This is a genomic window from Pseudomonas japonica, assembly GCF_013522925.1.
In the GTDB taxonomy this organism is placed as follows: Bacteria; Pseudomonadota; Gammaproteobacteria; order Pseudomonadales; family Pseudomonadaceae; genus Aquipseudomonas; species Aquipseudomonas japonica_A.
On sequence record NZ_JAAMQU010000011.1, the window covers coordinates 149,450 to 166,921 of the forward strand.

14 protein-coding genes and 1 pseudogene are annotated in these 17,472 nt (G+C 63.0%); all 15 read right to left on the reverse strand.

Annotated features, from left to right (window positions below; translation table 11 throughout):
• Positions 1-60: 60 nt before the first annotated feature.
• Entirely contained in the window at positions 61-273 is a 213-nt protein-coding gene (locus G7016_RS18115; RefSeq protein WP_003175786.1) for a cold-shock protein, read from the reverse strand.
• 372 nt (positions 274-645) lie between these two features.
• Entirely contained in the window at positions 646-1,767 is a 1,122-nt protein-coding gene (gene gcvT / locus G7016_RS18120) for a glycine cleavage system aminomethyltransferase GcvT (protein WP_181117109.1), read from the reverse strand.
• A gap of 30 nt (positions 1,768-1,797) precedes the next feature.
• Positions 1,798-3,174 carry an L-serine ammonia-lyase gene (locus G7016_RS18125; protein ID WP_181117110.1) on the reverse strand — a complete coding sequence of 459 codons (1,377 nt, stop codon included), beginning with the start codon at positions 3,172-3,174 and terminating at the stop codon, positions 1,798-1,800.
• A 67-nt stretch (positions 3,175-3,241) separates the two neighbouring features.
• Positions 3,242-6,100, reverse strand: coding sequence for an aminomethyl-transferring glycine dehydrogenase (gene gcvP / locus G7016_RS18130; RefSeq protein ID WP_181117111.1), 2,859 nt, complete (start codon positions 6,098-6,100; stop codon positions 3,242-3,244).
• Positions 6,101-6,111: 11 nt separating this feature from the next.
• Positions 6,112-6,489: a glycine cleavage system protein GcvH gene (gcvH, locus tag G7016_RS18135; RefSeq protein WP_181117112.1), complete on the reverse strand. Its 378-nt coding sequence runs from the start codon at positions 6,487-6,489 to the stop codon at positions 6,112-6,114.
• A 298-nt stretch (positions 6,490-6,787) separates the two neighbouring features.
• Positions 6,788-8,299 (reverse strand): sigma-54-dependent transcriptional regulator, encoded by a 1,512-nt coding sequence (locus G7016_RS18140; RefSeq protein ID WP_181117113.1) that lies wholly within the window; start codon positions 8,297-8,299, stop codon positions 6,788-6,790.
• 81 nt (positions 8,300-8,380) lie between these two features.
• Positions 8,381-8,740: a DUF5064 family protein gene (locus tag G7016_RS18145; RefSeq protein WP_181117114.1), complete on the reverse strand. Its 360-nt coding sequence runs from the start codon at positions 8,738-8,740 to the stop codon at positions 8,381-8,383.
• A gap of 73 nt (positions 8,741-8,813) precedes the next feature.
• On the reverse strand, positions 8,814-9,569 hold the full coding sequence (locus G7016_RS25635; RefSeq protein WP_375139239.1) for a methyl-accepting chemotaxis protein: 756 nt from the start codon (positions 9,567-9,569) through the stop codon (positions 8,814-8,816).
• A 102-nt stretch (positions 9,570-9,671) separates the two neighbouring features.
• Positions 9,672-10,952, reverse strand: a pseudogene (locus G7016_RS25640) (PDC sensor domain-containing protein); the annotation flags it as partial.
• Between the two features lie 124 nt (positions 10,953-11,076).
• On the reverse strand, positions 11,077-11,487 hold the full coding sequence (locus tag G7016_RS18155; protein WP_181117193.1) for a YbaN family protein: 411 nt from the start codon (positions 11,485-11,487) through the stop codon (positions 11,077-11,079).
• 55 nt (positions 11,488-11,542) lie between these two features.
• Complete coding sequence (locus G7016_RS18160; protein ID WP_181117116.1) at positions 11,543-12,157, reverse strand: biliverdin-producing heme oxygenase; 615 nt, start codon at positions 12,155-12,157, stop codon at positions 11,543-11,545.
• A gap of 53 nt (positions 12,158-12,210) precedes the next feature.
• Positions 12,211-14,706, reverse strand: coding sequence for a TonB-dependent receptor (locus G7016_RS18165; protein ID WP_219856316.1), 2,496 nt, complete (start codon positions 14,704-14,706; stop codon positions 12,211-12,213).
• Positions 14,707-14,827: 121 nt separating this feature from the next.
• The gene (locus G7016_RS18170) at positions 14,828-15,751 is read right to left on the reverse strand and encodes a FecR family protein (protein ID WP_181117118.1); all 924 of its coding nucleotides are present in this window, start codon (positions 15,749-15,751) and stop codon (positions 14,828-14,830) included.
• A gap of 55 nt (positions 15,752-15,806) precedes the next feature.
• Entirely contained in the window at positions 15,807-16,322 is a 516-nt protein-coding gene (locus tag G7016_RS18175; protein WP_181117119.1) for an RNA polymerase sigma factor, read from the reverse strand.
• Positions 16,323-16,402: 80 nt separating this feature from the next.
• Positions 16,403-17,404 carry a type I glyceraldehyde-3-phosphate dehydrogenase gene (gene gap, locus G7016_RS18180; protein ID WP_181117120.1) on the reverse strand — a complete coding sequence of 334 codons (1,002 nt, stop codon included), beginning with the start codon at positions 17,402-17,404 and terminating at the stop codon, positions 16,403-16,405.
• Positions 17,405-17,472 lie beyond the last annotated feature (68 nt).

Consider the following 17,472-nt stretch of genomic DNA (forward strand, 5'->3'; position numbering starts at 1 on the left):
TGAATCGGCATAAAAAAAGCCCCGGCTGTTTCCAGCCGGGGCTTTTTCATGCGAAGGGGATCAGGCTTCGGCTTGAACTTCGTCTGCCTGCATGCCTTTCTGGCCCTGCACAGCAACGAAGGTCACTTTCTGGCCTTCTTTCAGGCTTTTGAAGCCGTTGCCCTGGATAGCGCGGAAGTGTACGAACAGATCCGGACCGCTCTCAGGAGTGATAAAACCAAAACCCTTTTCGTCGTTAAACCACTTGACGGTACCGCTCTGACGCTGGCTCATATCTTATTTCCTTGAAGCTCAATATTAATGTCAGCTGCTTTCACAATGAAAGGTCGCTGTTGCTGGTTGCAGGAAAGTAAGAGACGTCGAACGGGTTGTAGCAAAGCCTAGCGCTACTGCCCAGGTCACGAACCATAGCGACCCATGCAAACACAGTCGAGATGACTCTACGCTAACTTCAGTTACAAAAACAAGCCCCGAAAACGCCTGCTTTTGTGCCTTTTTTTCCCCGCTTTTCGTGCTTGTTCCTGTTTATCCAGCATGACCGCTCAACCGTTATAAACGGTTTGAAAATCAGCCTGCCTTGCTATGCAAACACAGCGCCATGACGGCCTCGTTACACACGAAAAACGCCACGGCGCTGTACCCAGCTTAGCCGCGGAAATAACGCTGTGCCACAAAGGGCATCCGGGCAACTTTGACCGGTACCTTTTTGCCCCGCACCAGTGCCCACAGTTCGGTATCCAGCCCACTCAGGTGCGTGTCTACCCAAGCCATCGCCACTGGCGCATTAAGCGTTGGGCCGAAGCCGCCGCTGCACACCTGCCCCACGGTTGTGCCGTTCGCATCCACAACTTCGGCGCCTTCACGCACCGGCATGCGTTCTTGTGGGAGGAGGCCAACCCGTTTGCGCGCCACGCCCTCCTTTTGTTGGGCGTATATGCGCTCAGCCCCGGGGAACCCGCCGGCGCGAGCACCATCTGCCCGGCGCGCCCTGGAGATTGCCCATCCAAGGCTGGCTTCCACCGGGGTGAGGGTTTCGTTCATGTCGTGGCCGTACAGGCACAGGCCGGCTTCGAGCCGTAGCGAATCCCGCGCGCCAAGGCCGATCGCTTGTACTTCGGGTTCGTCCAGCAGGCGACGCGCGAGGGCTTCGGCCTGTTCGGTCGGCACCGAGATTTCGTAGCCATCTTCCCCGGTATACCCCGAGCGGCTGACGAAGCAGTCGATGCCTGCCAGTTCCACGGGGGCAAACTGCATGAAGGTCATGCTCGCCACGGACGGTTGCAGGCGCGCCAGCACGTCCACCGCTTTGGGGCCTTGCAGCGCTAGCAATGCGCGCGCTTCGAACAAGGGCTCGATGGTGCATTGGCCTTCCAGGTGCTGGCGAAGGTGCGCCAGGTCGGCGTGCTTGCAGGCGGCGTTAACCACAAGGATCAACTCCTCCTCGGAAAGCCTGGCCACCATCAGGTCGTCGAGGATCCCACCCTGGTCGTTGGTGAACACGGCATAGCGCTGAGTGCCCACGGGCAGGTCGATGATATCCACCGGCACCAGGGTTTCCAGCGCCGCTGCGACATCTTTGCCCACCAGGCGAATCTGGCCCATGTGAGACACGTCGAACAGCCCGGCCTGTTCGCGGGTATGCAGGTGCTCCTTGAGCACCCCGAGCGGGTATTGAACCGGCATCTCGTAGCCGGCAAAGGGCACCATCCGCGCGCCGAGTTCCAGGTGCAAGGCGTGCAGCGGGGTTTTCAACAAAACTTCAGACATCGGTGTGCTCCTTCTGCCGCGGCCGCGCCGTCAGCATTCGATAATGTTTACTGCCAGGCCGCCGCGAGCCGTTTCCTTGTACTTGCTCTTCATGTCGGCGCCGGTCTGGCGCATGGTGCGTATTACCTTGTCGAGCGATACGTGGTGTTGGCCATCCCCACGCAGAGCCATGCGCACGGCGTTGATCGCCTTGACCGAGCCCATGGCGTTGCGCTCGATGCACGGCACCTGCACCAGCCCCCCGATAGGATCGCAGGTAAGGCCCAGGTTATGCTCCATGCCAATTTCTGCGGCGTTCTCTACCTGTTGCGGTGTACCGCCCATGACTTCGCACAAGCCGCCGGCGGCCATGGAGCAGGCCACGCCCACCTCACCCTGGCAGCCCACTTCGGCGCCGGAGATGGACGCATTCTCTTTATAGAGGATGCCGATGGCGGCCGCCGTGAGGAGGAAGCGGACTACACCATCCTCATTGGCGCCCGGCACGAACCGCATGTAGTAATGCAGCACGGCAGGCACGATGCCGGCGGCGCCGTTGGTTGGCGCCGTGACCACACGCCCGCCGCTGGCGTTTTCTTCGTTCACTGCCAGCGCGTACAAATTGACCCAGTCGAGGACAGAAAGGCTGTCACGCAGGGCAGCCTCCGGGTTGTTGCGCAGTTGCCGATACAAGACTGCGGCGCGGCGCTTGACCTTCAGGCCGCCTGGCAGGATGCCCTCGTTCTCGCAACCTGCCGCCACGCAGTGCTGCATCACTTGCCAGATATGCAACAGGCCGGCCCGGGTTTCGGCTTCCGGGCGCCATGCCAGCTCGTTGGCCTGCATTACCTGGCTGACGGACAGCCCCGCGTTGATGCAGTGGGCCAGCAGTTGCTTGGCCGTGGTAAAGGGATACGCCAGCACGGTAGTGTCCGCCACGATGCGGTCAGCCCCCGCCGCGTTGTCGTCCACCACGAAGCCGCCACCCACGGAGTAGTACTCCCGGCTGCGGACTTGCAGCCCGGCGGCGTCGAATGCCCGGAAGATCATGCCATTGGGGTGGTAGGGCAGCGGCTTGCGGATCATTGCCAGGTGCTGCTTTTCGACGAAGGCGATTTCGTGCTCGCCCAGCAGGCGTAGCCGGCCATTGGCGCGAATGGCCGCCAGCCGAGGCTCGATGGTGGTGGTGTCTACCGTGTCGGGCTGCTCGCCTTCGAGCCCCATCAGCACGGCCTTGTCGCTGCCATGGCCCTTACCGGTGGCGCCCAGCGAGCCATACAGCTCCACTTTCACCTGAGCCACACTGGTGAGCAGGCCATCGCGGCGCAGCCCTTCGGCGAAGCGCACGGCTGCCCGCATGGGGCCGACCGTATGCGAGCTGGACGGGCCGATACCGATCTTGAACAGATCGAACACACTCAGGGACATGATCGCTCCAGGAAGACGCTATCGAGGTGACCCGGGAGGGCGGTGAAGACACCGCCCTGTGGCCAGGTCAGGCCTCTTGATAGGCTTCGATAGGTGGGCAGGCGCACACGAGATTGCGGTCGCCGAACACGTTGTCGACGCGGCCCACCGGCGGCCAGTACTTGGTCGCCTTCAGGCTGGCCAACGGGTAGGCGGCCTGCTCGCGGCTGTAGCTGTGCGGCCATTCCCCCAGCAGTTCTTCGGCGGTGTGCGGCGCGTTCTTCAGCGGGTTGTCCTCGGGGTCGAGGGCGCCGCTTTCCACTCCGCGGATTTCTTCGCGAATACAGATCATCGCGTCACAGAAGCGGTCCAGCTCTTCGCGGGATTCGCTTTCGGTCGGCTCGATCATCAGCGTGCCCGCAACCGGGAAGGACATGGTCGGGGCGTGGAAGCCGAAGTCGATCAAGCGCTTGGCGACGTCATCGACGCTGATGCCGCTGCTGTCCTTGAGGGGGCGCAGGTCGAGAATGCATTCGTGAGCGACCAGGCCATTGCTACCAGTGTAGAGCACCGGGTAGTGCTCCTCGAGCCGGCGGGCAATGTAGTTGGCGTTCAGAATGGCCACTTGCGAGGCGCGCTTGAGGCCCGCGCCGCCCATCATGCGAATGTACATCCAGGTGATGGGCAGAATGCTCGCGCTGCCGAACGGTGCCGCGCACACGGCGCCTTCCTTGCGCGCCAGCTCGCCATGACCGGGAAGGAACGGCGCCAGGTGGGCTTTCACGCCAATGGGGCCTACGCCGGGGCCGCCACCGCCATGGGGGATGCAGAAGGTTTTGTGCAGGTTGAGGTGGGACACGTCGCCGCCGAACTTGCCAGGGGCGCACAGGCCGACCATGGCATTCATGTTGGCGCCGTCGATGTACACCTGGCCACCGTTGTCATGGATGATCTGGCAGATTTCACCGATGCCTTCCTCGAACACCCCGTGGGTGGACGGGTAGGTGATCATCAGCGCGGCCAGGCGGTCCCGATGCTCCTCGGCCTTGGCGCGCAGGTCGTCGATGTCGACGTTGCCCCGTGCGTCGCAGGCTGTCACCACCACGCGCATGCCAGCCATGTGAGCGGTGGCCGGGTTGGTCCCGTGGGCGGAGGAGGGGATCAGGCACAGGTCACGCTGGCTGTCGCCACGGCTCAGGTGGTAAGCGCGGATGGCCAGCAGCCCGGCGTACTCACCTTGTGAGCCGGCGTTGGGTTGCAGCGACACGGCGTCGTAGCCGGTGGCCGCGCACAGCATGGCCTCAAGTTCTTCGGTCAACGCCTTGTAGCCCTGGCTTTGCTCTGCGGGAGCGAAGGGGTGCAGGTTGCCGAATTCGGCCCAGGTCACCGGGATCATCTCGCTTGCCGCATTAAGCTTCATGGTGCAGGAGCCCAGCGGGATCATGGTGCGGTCCAGCGCCAGGTCCTTGTCGGCCAGGCGGCGCAGGTAGCGCATCAGCTCGGTTTCGGAGTGATAACGGTTGAACACCGGGTGGCTGAGAATCGCGCTCTGGCGCAGCAGCGGGGCAGGCAATGCGTCGGAGGCGCTGGCTGCAACGGTCGCGAAGTTTGGTGCCTGGCCATTGCTGAACAACGCCCAAAGCGCTTCGACGTCCGCTTGCCGGCTGGTTTCGTCCAGCGACAGGCCCACGCGTTCGGCGTCCACCTGGCGCAGGTTATAGCCAGCGGCCCGGGCCTTGGCATGTAGCTCGGCAGTGTTGGCGCCTGTGCGCAGGGTCAGGGTATCGAAGAAGGATGCCTGTTCCACCTCTACGCCCAGCTCCTTGAGCCCTGTGGCGAGGATAGCGGTGAGCGCATGGGTGCGTTTGGCAATCTGTTGCAGGCCTTTGGGGCCGTGGTAAACCGCAAACATGCTGGCGATGTTCGCCAACAGCACCTGGGCGGTGCAGATGTTGCTGGTCGCCTTTTCGCGGCGGATGTGTTGTTCACGGGTTTGCATGGCCAAGCGATAGGCTGGCTTGCCATGGCGGTCGATGGACACGCCTACCAACCGGCCGGGCATGTCGCGCTTGTAGGCGTCTTTCGTGGAGAAGTACGCCGCGTGAGGGCCGCCGAAGCCCAGGGGCACGCCGAAACGCTGGGCGCTGCCGATGGCCACGTCCGCGCCGAATTCACCGGGCGGCGTCAGCAGTGTCAGGGCCAGCAGGTCCGCAGCCACGGCTACCAGCGCCTGGCTGCCATGGAAGCGCTCGACCACTGCCGCGTAATCCAGCACGTCGCCGTTGCTGGCTGGGTACTGAAGCAGGGCGCCAAAGAAGGCGCTGGTGTCTTCCAGCGTTTGCTCATCTGCCACCACCACCTCGATGCCTAGCGGTTCGGCACGGGTGCGCAGCACGTCCAGGGTTTGCGGGTGGCAATGTACCGAAGCGAAGAAAGCGTTGCCGCCCTTGTTTTTCGACAACCGCTTGCAGAAGGTCATGGCTTCGGCGGCGGCGGTGGCTTCGTCCAGCAGCGAGGCGTTGGCGATCGGCAGGCCGGTGAGGTCGCTGACCAGGGTCTGGAAGTTCAGCAAGGCCTCGAGCCGGCCTTGGGAAATTTCCGGCTGGTAGGGCGTATAGGCGGTGTACCAGGCCGGATTTTCCAGCAGGTTGCGCAGGATCGGTGCCGGGGTATGGGTGTTGTAGTAACCCTGGCCAATCAGGCTTTTGAGCAGTTGGTTCTGGCCGGCGATGGCCTTGAGCGCGGCCAGGGCATCGGCTTCGCTCTGGCCGTCGCTGCCATCGAGCACGCTGGTGCCCTTGATGGAGTCCGGGATTACCGCAGCGGTGAGGGCTTCCAGGCTGTCGAAACCAAGGGTTTGCAGCAGCGCCTGCTCGTCCTCGGCGCGGGGGCCGATGTGGCGGCCGATGAATTCGTTATCGGTGGTCAAAGCAACGTCGAAAGGCATGTTGCGTCTCCTCAGGCTTGTGCGGCGATGAGTTGATCGTAGGCGTTCTGGTCGAGCAGGCCATCCAGTTGGGCGGCGTCGGCGGGCTTGAAGCGGAAGAACCAGCCACGGCCCAGCGGGTCTTCGTTCACCAGCTCGGGTTTGCCCTCGAGCGCCGGGTTCACCTCAAGAATTTCACCGTCGAGCGGCATGTTGATGCTGCTCGCTGCCTTTACAGACTCCAGCACCGCCACTTCTGCGTCAGCGGCGTGATCGCCGGTGTCTGGCAACTGCACAAATACCACGTCACCCAGTGCTTCCTGAGCGAACGCGGTGATACCCACCGTCACGCTGCCGTCCGCTTCGGCACGCAGCCACTCATGCTCATGGGTAAAACGCAAAACGCTCATGCAACACTCCTGAAGGCCGATACAGGGCCGAAAACAAGTGCCCGTGTGGGCTGGATTGCAGGGGCTGTTGCAATTTGGTTGCCAAGCGGGGCAAAGGGCTGGTTTTGTTGGGCGCCGCTGGATCATTGAAACAGCGTGAGGAACGGCGGTGTAGCGGTTCCGTTACGGTTTTAAGCGAAGTCAGCGCCTGGGCGGCCTGGGGGGGGTGTAACGTGATAAATACACCGTATTGAATTCATTACGGGGGCGTCACGATTATGTGGACGGCCGGGAAGACCAACAGAAAGACCAGGGTTCATTACTCCCTCTGCCCCGGTATCCCATACTTGCGCAGCCGATTGGCGATGGCGGTGTGCGAGGTGTGTAGCCTGGCGGCGAGCTGGCGGCTGGAAGGGTAGTCGGCGTAGAGCTTTTCCAGCAGTGCGCGTTCGTAGTCGTCCATGGCCTGTTCCAGGCTTTGCACATCCCGGTCCCGGTGTTGGGCTACCGAAGTGCCAGCAATGTCCAGGTCGCCAATGTCCACCAGCGTACTTTCGCAGATGGCCGCAGCGCGGAAGATCACGTTCTGGAGTTGGCGAACATTGCCCGGCCAGCGATTGCCGAGCAGCGCCGGATAGGTGCCGGGCGCCAAACGGCACACCGGCCGGCCGATCTGCGCGCAGGCCTGGCGCATGAACCAGCGCGCCAGCAACAGGATGTCCTGCCCCCGGTCGCGCAGCGGCGGCACGTCTAGGTTGAGTACATTGAGCCGGTAGTACAGGTCTTCGCGAAAGCTCCCCTCGCTGACCATTTTGTTCAGGTCCCGGTGCGTGGCGCTGAGAATACGCACGTTCACCTTCACTTCGCGCTCGCCGCCCACGCGGCGGAAGCTGCCGTCGTTGAGGAACCGCAGCAGCTTGGCCTGTAGGTACGGAGACATCTCGCCGATTTCATCCAGAAAGACCGTTCCCTGATGCGCCAGCTCCATCAAGCCGGGCTTGCCGCCGCGCTGCGCGCCGGTGAACGCGCCCGGGGCATAGCCAAACAGTTCACTCTCGGCAAGGTTCTCCGGCAACGCTGCACAGTTGAGCGCCAGGAATGGGGCGTTGTGGCGTGCACTGGCCGCATGGCACGCCCGCGCTACCAATTCCTTGCCGGTGCCGGTTTCGCCCTGAATGAGCAAGGGCGCATCCAGCGTTGCGATACGTTGCGCGCGCGCCTTGAGTTGGCGAATGGCAGCGGACTCTCCCAGTAGCGCCTCGAAGCCTTCGGCATGGTCGTGGTGCAAGGCCGCCAGGCGCTCCCCGATCCGGTTGGGCGGGTAGAGCGTGAGCAGCGCCCCGGCGTTGGGGATGGGCGTGGCCTCCAGCAGCAGCGGCTCGCCTTCGACCGCCACTTCTCGCAGCGGCAGGCGAAACCCGTTTTCCAGCAAGGCCGTCATCACTGCAGGGTCGTTGAACAGCTCGCTCAGCGGTTGGCCCGCGAGGTCGCGCCCATACAGCGACACCATGGCGGGGTTTGCCAGCAGTACCGTGCCGGCCGTATCCACCGCCAGCACCGGGTCGCTCATGGCGGCCAGCAGCGCGTCGAGCTGCAAATGCCGGCGCTGGCCGGGCAGCATGTCTACCACCGTGACGGCAGTCACGCCTTGCACGGCAAACAACGCCCCGCGCAGCTCATCCAGCACCGCCGGGCTGAGCGTGGGCGCGTCGATGTAGACATTGGGCGGGACCATTTCCACGGCATCCAGGTTGAGGTTGCGCGCGCCCAGCAGGGCAAGCACCTCCTGGGTGATACCGACGCGGTCTTGGAAACTTACGTGAATGCGCATAGGGGGCGGGCGGGCCTGAGCGGCAGAAGCCGCGAATTATGCCTTGCCCTCAGGTATGAAGGAACCGCTGCCCGCGCTTGCCTACGGTGTGGGCAAGTGCGCAGGGTCGACCGGGTCGCCGGGTGAACGCTGCAGTTTGTTCTGAATGTCAGCGAACATGGCGTCGTACTGCTTGTGAATGCTGATGGGTAGCACCTGGGTTGCCGGCATGCCGTGCTGGCGCGCCAGGTGGTCGATGTCGCTGGCGAAATTGAAGGCCAGGTCCGCGGGCAGGTCCAGGCCTTCGTCCAACGGCTGCCCGGCGATATCTCCAGTAACCTGGAAGTGCATCACCGTGCCGTTGGGCTCGTCGTGAGGCTCGTAGGTGATGTCCAGCCGGTACGCAACATCGCGTGGCTGGGCTGGGATGTGTTCAAGATGCAAATGGCCCGGTTCGAACATCGATAGCGCTCCCTTGCTGAAACGCCCCGAGGGCCGGGGCGTAGACGCTAGAAGCATAGACCGCAATGGGCAATCAGACCTTGAACTGGTCCATCAGGCGCATTTGCTGGCTGGCCAGGGCGTTGAGCTGGCTGCTGACCTGTGCCGACTCCGTTGCCTGGCCGGTCAGGGTTTCGGTCACCATGCGGATTGCCGATACGTTGCGGTTCACTTCTTCGGCCACGGCGCTTTGTTCTTCCGCGGCACTGGCGATGTGCAAGTTCATCTCGCTGATCACGCCAACCGCCTCACTGATGCGGGTAAGGGCAGAGGACGCCTGGAGAATCTGCGTAGCGTTCTCCTGGGCCTTGCCTTGGCTCGAATGCATGGTCGACACCACATCGCGAGTGGCCCCCTGGATGCGCTCGATCACGTGGCGAATTTCTTCCACCGAATCCTGAGTACGCTTGGCCAGGTTACGCACTTCGTCGGCCACCACCGCGAAGCCACGGCCGCTCTCGCCAGCGCGGGCTGCCTCGATGGCGGCGTTCAACGCCAGCAGGTTGGTCTGCTCGGCAATGCTGCGGATCACTTCGAGCACGGTACCGATCTGCTCGCTGTTCACCGCCAGGGTTTCCACCTCGGCCACGGCTTTGCTTACTTCTTCGGCCAGGCCGTTGATGTCACGGGTGCTGCGCTCGATGATGCTCATGCCATCCCGTGCCGACTGGTCCGCCCCTCGTGCCGCGCTGGCGGCGTTGGACGCGCTGCTGGCCACTTCCTGAGCGGTGGCGCTCATCTGGTTCGAAGCGGTGGCCACCTGGTCGATCTCGCGGAATTGCACTTGCATGCCGTCGCTGGTCTGCCGAGCGATTTCCGAGGACTGGTCCGCCGTGGCGCGCGCCTCGGTGATACTGGTCTTGATCTGGGCAATCGTGGGTTGCAGCTTGTCGAGGAAGCGGTTGAACCAGCTCGCCAGCTCGCCCAATTCATCGCGGCGAGCGTACTGGATGCGGCGGGTGAGGTCGCCTTCGCCGCTGGCGATATCCTTGAGCATCATGGCCACGCCGGTGATCGGGCGGGTCACGCCCGAGGCCGTGAGCCACAGCAACAGCAAGCCGAGCAGGCCCGCCACGATGGCCACGGCCAGGGTTTGCAAGGTGCCGCTGGTTTGCTCGGCATCCAGCAGGTTCTGAAGTTTCATGGCATCAGCCAGCAATACATTGCGGGGCAGGTCGATCGCTACACCCCATGAAGGGGCGCCTTCTACCGGTGTTACGGGATAAATGGCGCGGATCAGGTCGCCGCGGGCGATAACCTTGGCGGTGCCACCTTGTACCAGCTGCAGGATCTCCCGGCCTTCGTCGCCGAGGGCGGTGTCGATGCGCTTGCCGAGGGTATCGGCCGCATCGCTGTTGGCGGCCAACACGCCTTTGCTGGAAAGCACCATGATGTGGCCTGCGCCGTCGAACAGCTCAGCCTTGGCCTGTACCGCGCTGACCTGAAGCGAGTTGAGGGCCAGGTCTACACCGGCCACGCCCACCACCTTGCCATCGACGCGGATGGGCAATGCGATGGTAGTCATCAGCACGGTTTTGTCGCCGATAGTGTCGGCATAGGGCTCGAGCAGGCACAGCTTGCCGCTTTGCAGGGCGCAGGTGTACCAGGTGTTGTAGGGCAGGCCGCTGGCGTTGATGTCCGACTTCACCAGGTCGTCTTCATCGATGGCGGTGTTGTTGTCGGTGCCGTCGTAGCGGCTCCAATAGCTGCCGAAGCGGCCGGTTTCGTTGGAGCCGCGTGCCAGATCGGCTACAAAGCCGGCGTCATCGCCATCAAAGGCGTCACGCTGGAAGACCGCCCACACCCCCAGCACGTCACGGTTACGCTTGAAGCTCAGCTCCAGCGCGCGGTTGGCTTCCTCACGGATGGCGCGATCGCTGAAGTCGTGGCGTTTGCCCGCGCTGCTCAGCTGGCCCATCTGCTCGGCTACATCACTGGCCAGCATCAGGTCGGCGCTGTAGGCCTTTTGCAGCGAAGCGGCTTTTTCCGCCGCCTGCGCCAGCAGCAGCTTCTCGACGCTACGGGTGAGCATCCGCTCGCTCGAGTCGCTGACCAAGGCATTGTTTTGCCGGCTTTGGTAAATATTCATGCCCACCACGGTGGCGACCACGGCAACAAGACATAGCCCCGCCAAGAGGACTATCTTCAAACGGATAGAAAGTGACTGCAGCATGGGGCGCGCTCGTAATGGGTGAGGTGATCAGCGAGGGGCTGTGGCGCACCCCGCAAGCCGAACGTTCGACTACCTCACCGCATCGGCAAGCCATACAAGGACTTTAAATATTTTAGACAGGCGGTTATTGCTTGTTGGATCCTTTTACCCCTTCGGGGCGCGACCAGATCCACAGGTTCACCAGCACCATGCCACCGATGGCCGCATAGATCGCCCAGTAATGGCGCAAGGTCAGCCACATGATCACGGCGCACGCCAGCATGCTGAAGGTCGCGGCCAGTTTCGACCGCCGTGTGATCACCTTGCCGTTACGCCAGTTGCGGATGATCGGGCCGAACACCTTGTGGTGCTCCAGCCAGGCAGCAAGCCTGGGCGAGCTGCGGGTAGCGGCCCAGGCGGCAATCAGCACGAACTCGGTAGTGGGCAGGCCTGGGACGAAAATGGCAATGATGCCGATGCCCAGGCATACGTAAGCCAGCACGCCGTAGAGAAGGCGGGCGAGCCGCGAGCGGTTGGGGGGAAGCTGGGCGGTCATCGGCACCGTGCAGAGATGGGGCCCGGCCACGCCGAGGGCGGGCCGGGCAATGAATTCAAGCCTGTGCACGGGCAAAGGCCGTTTGCAGCAATACAGTAAAGCGCTCAAACGCCGCGAGCGCGCCTGCCTCGGCGAGCTGCTCCTCACGTTCGTCCAGCGCCACGGCATCCAGCGCTTTGACAAAGGCCTTCCAGCCCGCCGCCCGGCCCCCTTCGGGTTCGGCCAGATGGCGAGCCCCCTGCGTAGGCGACAGCCCGAGGGCCTCGGCGCGCTTGAGGAGGAACGCGGCGCCGAGTTTCGACCCTTCAGAGACAAAAATCCAGCCCAGCGATTCGCCGAGGGACAAACCCGCCGGCGCGCCGGGCACCGCGGCAGGTAGCTCTACCTGCAAATATGACAGGTCTGCGCGGGCCTGCTCCAGACGGCAGCGCGAGGGCAGATCGGGGAAATGGATTACCAGGCGAGGGTTGTTATAAAGCGTTTCGAGCTCGGCCTGGAACTGGTACTGGGCCGTCACGAAGCGGCTGAAGCCTTCGATCGAATCGAAGGGTGCCTGGGCCTTCACCAGCCTGTCGAGCACTTCGTGAGGGGCATGGGTGGCTTGGCTCAGCCGTTGCGAGCGTAGCGGATGTGCGAGGGTTTGCTGCGCGAAGGTGGCGTTTGCGTTCATGGGTTCGCTCCAGAATTCGAAGGTGCCGGGCGGCAACACAGCCCGGCAAGGTGTCAGATGTCCCACACCAGGTTGACGGAGACATTGCGGCCGGGCTGGGTGAGGCGGTCCAGGTTCGCGGGTGCGGTCACTGCCGCTTCGCCCACGCTGTCGTAGCCACGCACGTCATCCCACAGCCAGTATTTCTTGTCGGTCAGGTTGTACAGGCCGGCGTTCACGGTCAGGTCGTCGCTGAGCTTGTAATAACCGGTGAGGTCCAGCGTGCCGAACCCCGGCGTCTTGAACAGGGTGCCGCCATCGGGGGTGTTGAAGCTGCTGCCATCGACACGGGTTTTGCGTTTGACCAGTGTCCAGCTCATCAGCCCGCCGTAGCGCGGTTGCTCGTAGCCCAGCCCAAGCACGCCGGTGAGAGGGTTGATGCTGTTGATGGGCTGGCCGGTATCGTCGTTGCGCCCACGGGCATAGGCGAGTGAGCCCTGGCTGTAGAACCCCTCCGGCGCGCCGAAACGGTCCAGGTTCAAGCGGCCCTTGAGCTCCACACCGCGAATGCTGGCACGGCGAATATTGCTGCTTTGGAAGGTGACTGCGTCGTAGGCACCATTCAGTTGGTTTTCATCTATGAAGTCGCGGTATTTGTTGTAGAACAGGGCCAGTTCAAAGCTGCCGGTGTCGTAGTAGCCGCGCAGGCCGGTTTCGAAACTGCGGCTTTTTTCGGGCTCCAGGTCGGGGTTGGGTTCTACCCGGTAACCGCCAGCGGCATTCTCGAAGCGACCGTAAAGCGCCTTGGCCGTGGGCGTGCGGAAACCTTCGGCGTATTGGCCATACCAGCTTGTGTTCTCGGTAAACGCGTAGGTAATCCCCAGCTTGGGGGACAGGCGGTGCCAGGTTTTCGTTTCGTCGCTGAACGTGGCGTCGGTAGCGGTGATGGTGTTCAGGAATTCATCCGTGAGGTGCGGGCTCAGACGGGTGTAGTCGTAGCGCGCGCCCGGCAGGAATGACCAGTTGCCCACGCGGATTTCATCCTGGGCGAACACGCTGAAGGTATCCACGGTCGGGTCCGGAAAGTCACTTTCCGGCGCCAGGTAATCATCGGCACTCGGGCTGCCCGCTCTGCAGTTCAACCCATTGGCCAAACAGGTGCCGTACCCCGAACGCAACCCGGTCACCTTCTGGCGCTTGAGCGTTGCGCCATAGGTAAGGTCGTGATCCGTGGCGCCGAGGGTGAAGGCTTTCTCCAATTGGCCGTCGAAAATCCACTGGCGGTCCTTGTAGGTGGTATCGCGGTGGCGCAGCACCTGACGGGTGCGGGGAACATACAGCTCGTCGGTCTGCTCGTCGGTCTTGGCCAACTGGTAGTTCAGGCTCCACTTGGCTTCGTCCGCCAGCAGGCTGTTCAGGCTGAAGCTGTGGGCGATGCCGAAGCGCTCGCGGGTAAGGGTGTCGTCTGTGTTGCGCGAGCGGTACATGCCGCTCGCAGCGCCATAGATGAAAGGCCCGCCCACCGCGCTTTTGATGTCGGCTTCGGTCTCGCTTTTGTATTTCTCGTAGGTGAGCACCACGCGGCCGTCGTCGGTGTAGTTCCAGCCAGCCTTGGCCAGCACGCTGCTGCTGCGCACGTCCTGCGGGTTGGCTGCGGTGCGAGCCAGCCCGGTGCCATGGTCGCTTCCGTAGGATTGCGTTTCATGGCCGTCGCGTTGGCTGAGGTGCAGCAAGCCATCGAAAGCCCCGTGGCGCCCGGCGAAGGTGCCGGACTTGAGCCAGCTGTTGTCGCGGGAGCTGTAACCGGCCTTGAGCCGCGCGCCCAGGGCTTCTCCGGGTTTGATGATGTCCTCGGGGTCGAGCGTGTAATAGCTCACGGCGCCGCCAATGGCTGTGCTGCCGTAAAGGGACGAACTGGGGCCGCGCAGGATTTCCATTCGCTTGATGATTTCGGGATCTACGTAATTGCGCTGGGTTTGTGCGTAAGGGCCGAAGAAATAGCTTTCCGGAATCGCCACGCCATCCACCTGGGTAAGAATGCGATCGCCATCGATGCCGCGGATGTTGTAGCCGGTAAGCCCGGAACGCTGCCCGGCACCGCCCACGCTCACGCCTGGCTCGTAGCGCACGGCATCGTGGATGGTGTTGACGTTGTCCCGGTCCAGGCTTTGCCGCTCGATCACGCTCACGCTCCCCGGTACCTCGCTAACGGCCTGCGCGCGGCGGGTGGCACTGACGGTGACGGGCGCCAGCTCCACTGCGGCCTGACGCGTGAGCACCACCGAGTTGTCACCCACCTTGCGGTAGGAAAGCCCGGTACCTTTGAGCAATTGGGCCAGGGCTTCCTCGGAGGCATAGTGGCCGGTGACGCCGCTGGACATCACATTCTGGCCGAACTCTGCCGGCAGCCCGGACTGCCAGCCGGTGACCAGGCTAAAGGCATTGAGCGCTGCGGGCAGTGGCTGTGGAGCGATACGAAAATCGCGGCTGTCGCCAAGTTGCGCCTGGGCTGCGGTACTTAGCGCGGCCGTGAGGGCAAACAAGGCGCCGGGAAGCAGGGGATGATGCATGAAAGGCTCCGTCTTGATGCGAATAATTTGCATTGGCAAGAAGACGAGACGAATGAACGGCGTAAACGCGTAAAAAAAAACCTGGCGCCTGCTATGAAAGGGTACGCGGGCTGTGAGGGGTTCAGTTCAGCAGCATCACGCCAGGAAGCTCCCGAAGGCTTGCCGCAGTGACTTGAGCCAGCGCACGAAGGGCGGCAGCGGGGTCCTGCACATTGTAATTACCGGTGATACGCCGCTCGCCAAGGGCATCGTTGGCCATCACGATCCAGCCAGGGTAATAACGGCTGAGCTCCGCGAGCACCTGCTTGAAGGGGCGGTCAACGAACACCAGTCGCCCTCGCAGCCAGGCGAGGTCTTCGTCCGGATGCAGCGGGGCAGGGCGGCCGAAACCCGAAGCATTCAGGCTTACGCCCATGCCCGCAGGCACATTGAGGGTTTGCCGGGCGCCTTCCAGTTGCACTTCGCCACGCGCCACCTGCACCCGCGTTTCGCCCTTCATCAGGCGTACGGTGAACGTGCTGCCATTGGCATGTGCCACCAGAGGGCCGGCTTGCACCTCCAATGGGCGAGCGCGCCCTGGTACGTCGAACCACGCTTCGCCCTGGTAGAGGTGCGCCGAGCGCGTGTCCTCCTGGCCATCGCTGGACAAGGCCGTGTCGGTATTGAGCACCACCTGGGTGCCGTCGTTGAGGTCGAACCGCTGCCGCTCTCCCGTTGCGGTGAGGTGGTCGGCCTGCAGCCGCAGCGGCAAATTGCTCACGCCGGCTACACCAATAACCAGCATGGTCGCGACGGCATGGCGCCAGCGGCCTTTGCGTGACGGCCGGGGTTTGGCCGCGCTTCGGGGCACTTCCAGCGCCTGCGCCACGTGCGCTACGGCCTCATGGTTCCAGCCCGCGCAAGCCTTGGAGTAGGCATCGATGTTCAACGGGTTTTCGGCCAGCCAGGCATCGAAGGCCTGGCACTGCGCAGGCGTAGGGCTTTGCAGGACGATCATCCATTCCACGGCCTCTTCCAGGGCCTTGCCGGGCGATGCGTCGGTCATCGGGTGCTTCTCCTGGTTTCGATCCCCGCAGCTTAGGCGCTGATCGCGCGGGCGACTACTCACTACCGTGCCCTGTAGCGTGCAGGCATATAAGCATGATCTGCTTGAGTTCTTTCTGCACGGTGCTCGCGGATATCCCGAGTTCGTGGGCGATAGCAGGGCAGGGCTGGCCGTGAAGGCGGTTGCGCACGAAAATCTCCCGCTGTCGCGGCGTAAAGCCAGCCACCTCCGTGCTCAGGCGGCGCAACAGCCGTTCGGCATAGGCCGCGTCCTCCGCGCTGCTGCGCTCCTCGGCCACATTGTGCAAGGCGTGCGCGGGCAGTTCGGTATCCACCAGGCGGGCGTGGCGGCGCTGGGCGCGCAGGTGGTCGAGCGCCAGGTTGCGGGCAGTTTGGAACACGAAGGGTTCGAGATGATCCACGGGGCGCTCGGCCAGCGCACGCGAAACCCTGAGCCAGGTTTCGTGGAGCAGGTCCTCGGCTACGCTGGCATTACGGACCAGGCCTTGTAGCGTGCGAAGCAGGCTGAGCCGTTGGCGGAGAAACACGACATCCAGACGAGAGGGGTTCACGGGGCGACCTGACCACTTGGCAGCGGATGATAATGCTTCTCATCTGCTGCCTGGGTCAAGCCGGGTCCCCGTGGGAACCATTACCTGGCGTTACACAGGGCCAGGCAGTTATCGAGCATACGGTTGGAGAAGCCCCATTCGTTGTCGTACCAGGCCATCACTTTCACCATGCGCCCGATCACCTTGGTGTGGTTGGCGTCGAAGATGGACGACAGCGGGTTATGATTGAAGTCGCATGACACCAACGGCAAGGTGTTGTAACCCAGCACCTTCGAACCCTCGGCAGCGGCCTTCAACAGGGCATTGACTTCGTCGGCTGTCACGTCGCGCTTCACGTTCACCGTAAGGTCTACCACTGACACGTTGATCACCGGCACCCGCACGGCCATGCCGGTCAGCTTGCCTTTGAGCTCCGGCAGCACCAGGCCTACTGCTTCAGCGGCGCCGGTCTTGCTGGGGATCATCGAGTGGGTAGCGGAGCGGGCACGGAACGGGTCGGTGTGGTAAACGTCGATCAGGTTCTGGTCATTGGTATAGGCATGGATCGTGGTCATCAGGCCTTGCTCGATGCCCAGTTCACGGTCCAGCACCTGTGCCACCGGTGCCAGGCAGTTGGTGGTGCAGGAAGCGTTGGAGATGACCTTGTGCTCGGCGGTGAGGATGTGATGGTTCACGCCATAGACCACGGTGGCATCGGCACCCTTGGCCGGGGCGGAGATGATTACTTTGCCGGCGCCTGCGGTGAGGTGCGCCGCGGCTTTCTCACGATCAGTGAACAGGCCGGTGCATTCGAACACCACGTCTACGTTGTGGGCTTTCCACGGCAGGTCGGCGGGGTTGCGGATGGCCGAAACGGCAATCCGGTCGCCGTTCACGCTCAAACCCTGCTCGTCATGCTCGACGGTCGCGTCGAACGTGCCATGCACGGTGTCATATTTGAGCAGGTGCGCGTTCATGGCGCTGTCGCCCAGATCGTTGATGGCGACGACTTGCAGGTTCTGGCGGTAGCCTTGGGTATACAGTGCACGAAGGACGTTTCGACCGATGCGGCCGAAACCGTTGATTGCGATGCGAATGGTCATGGCTTTACCTACTGTCAGATTGTGAACGCTCCAGCCGAGGAATCCGAATCACCAAATCTGTTTTGTTG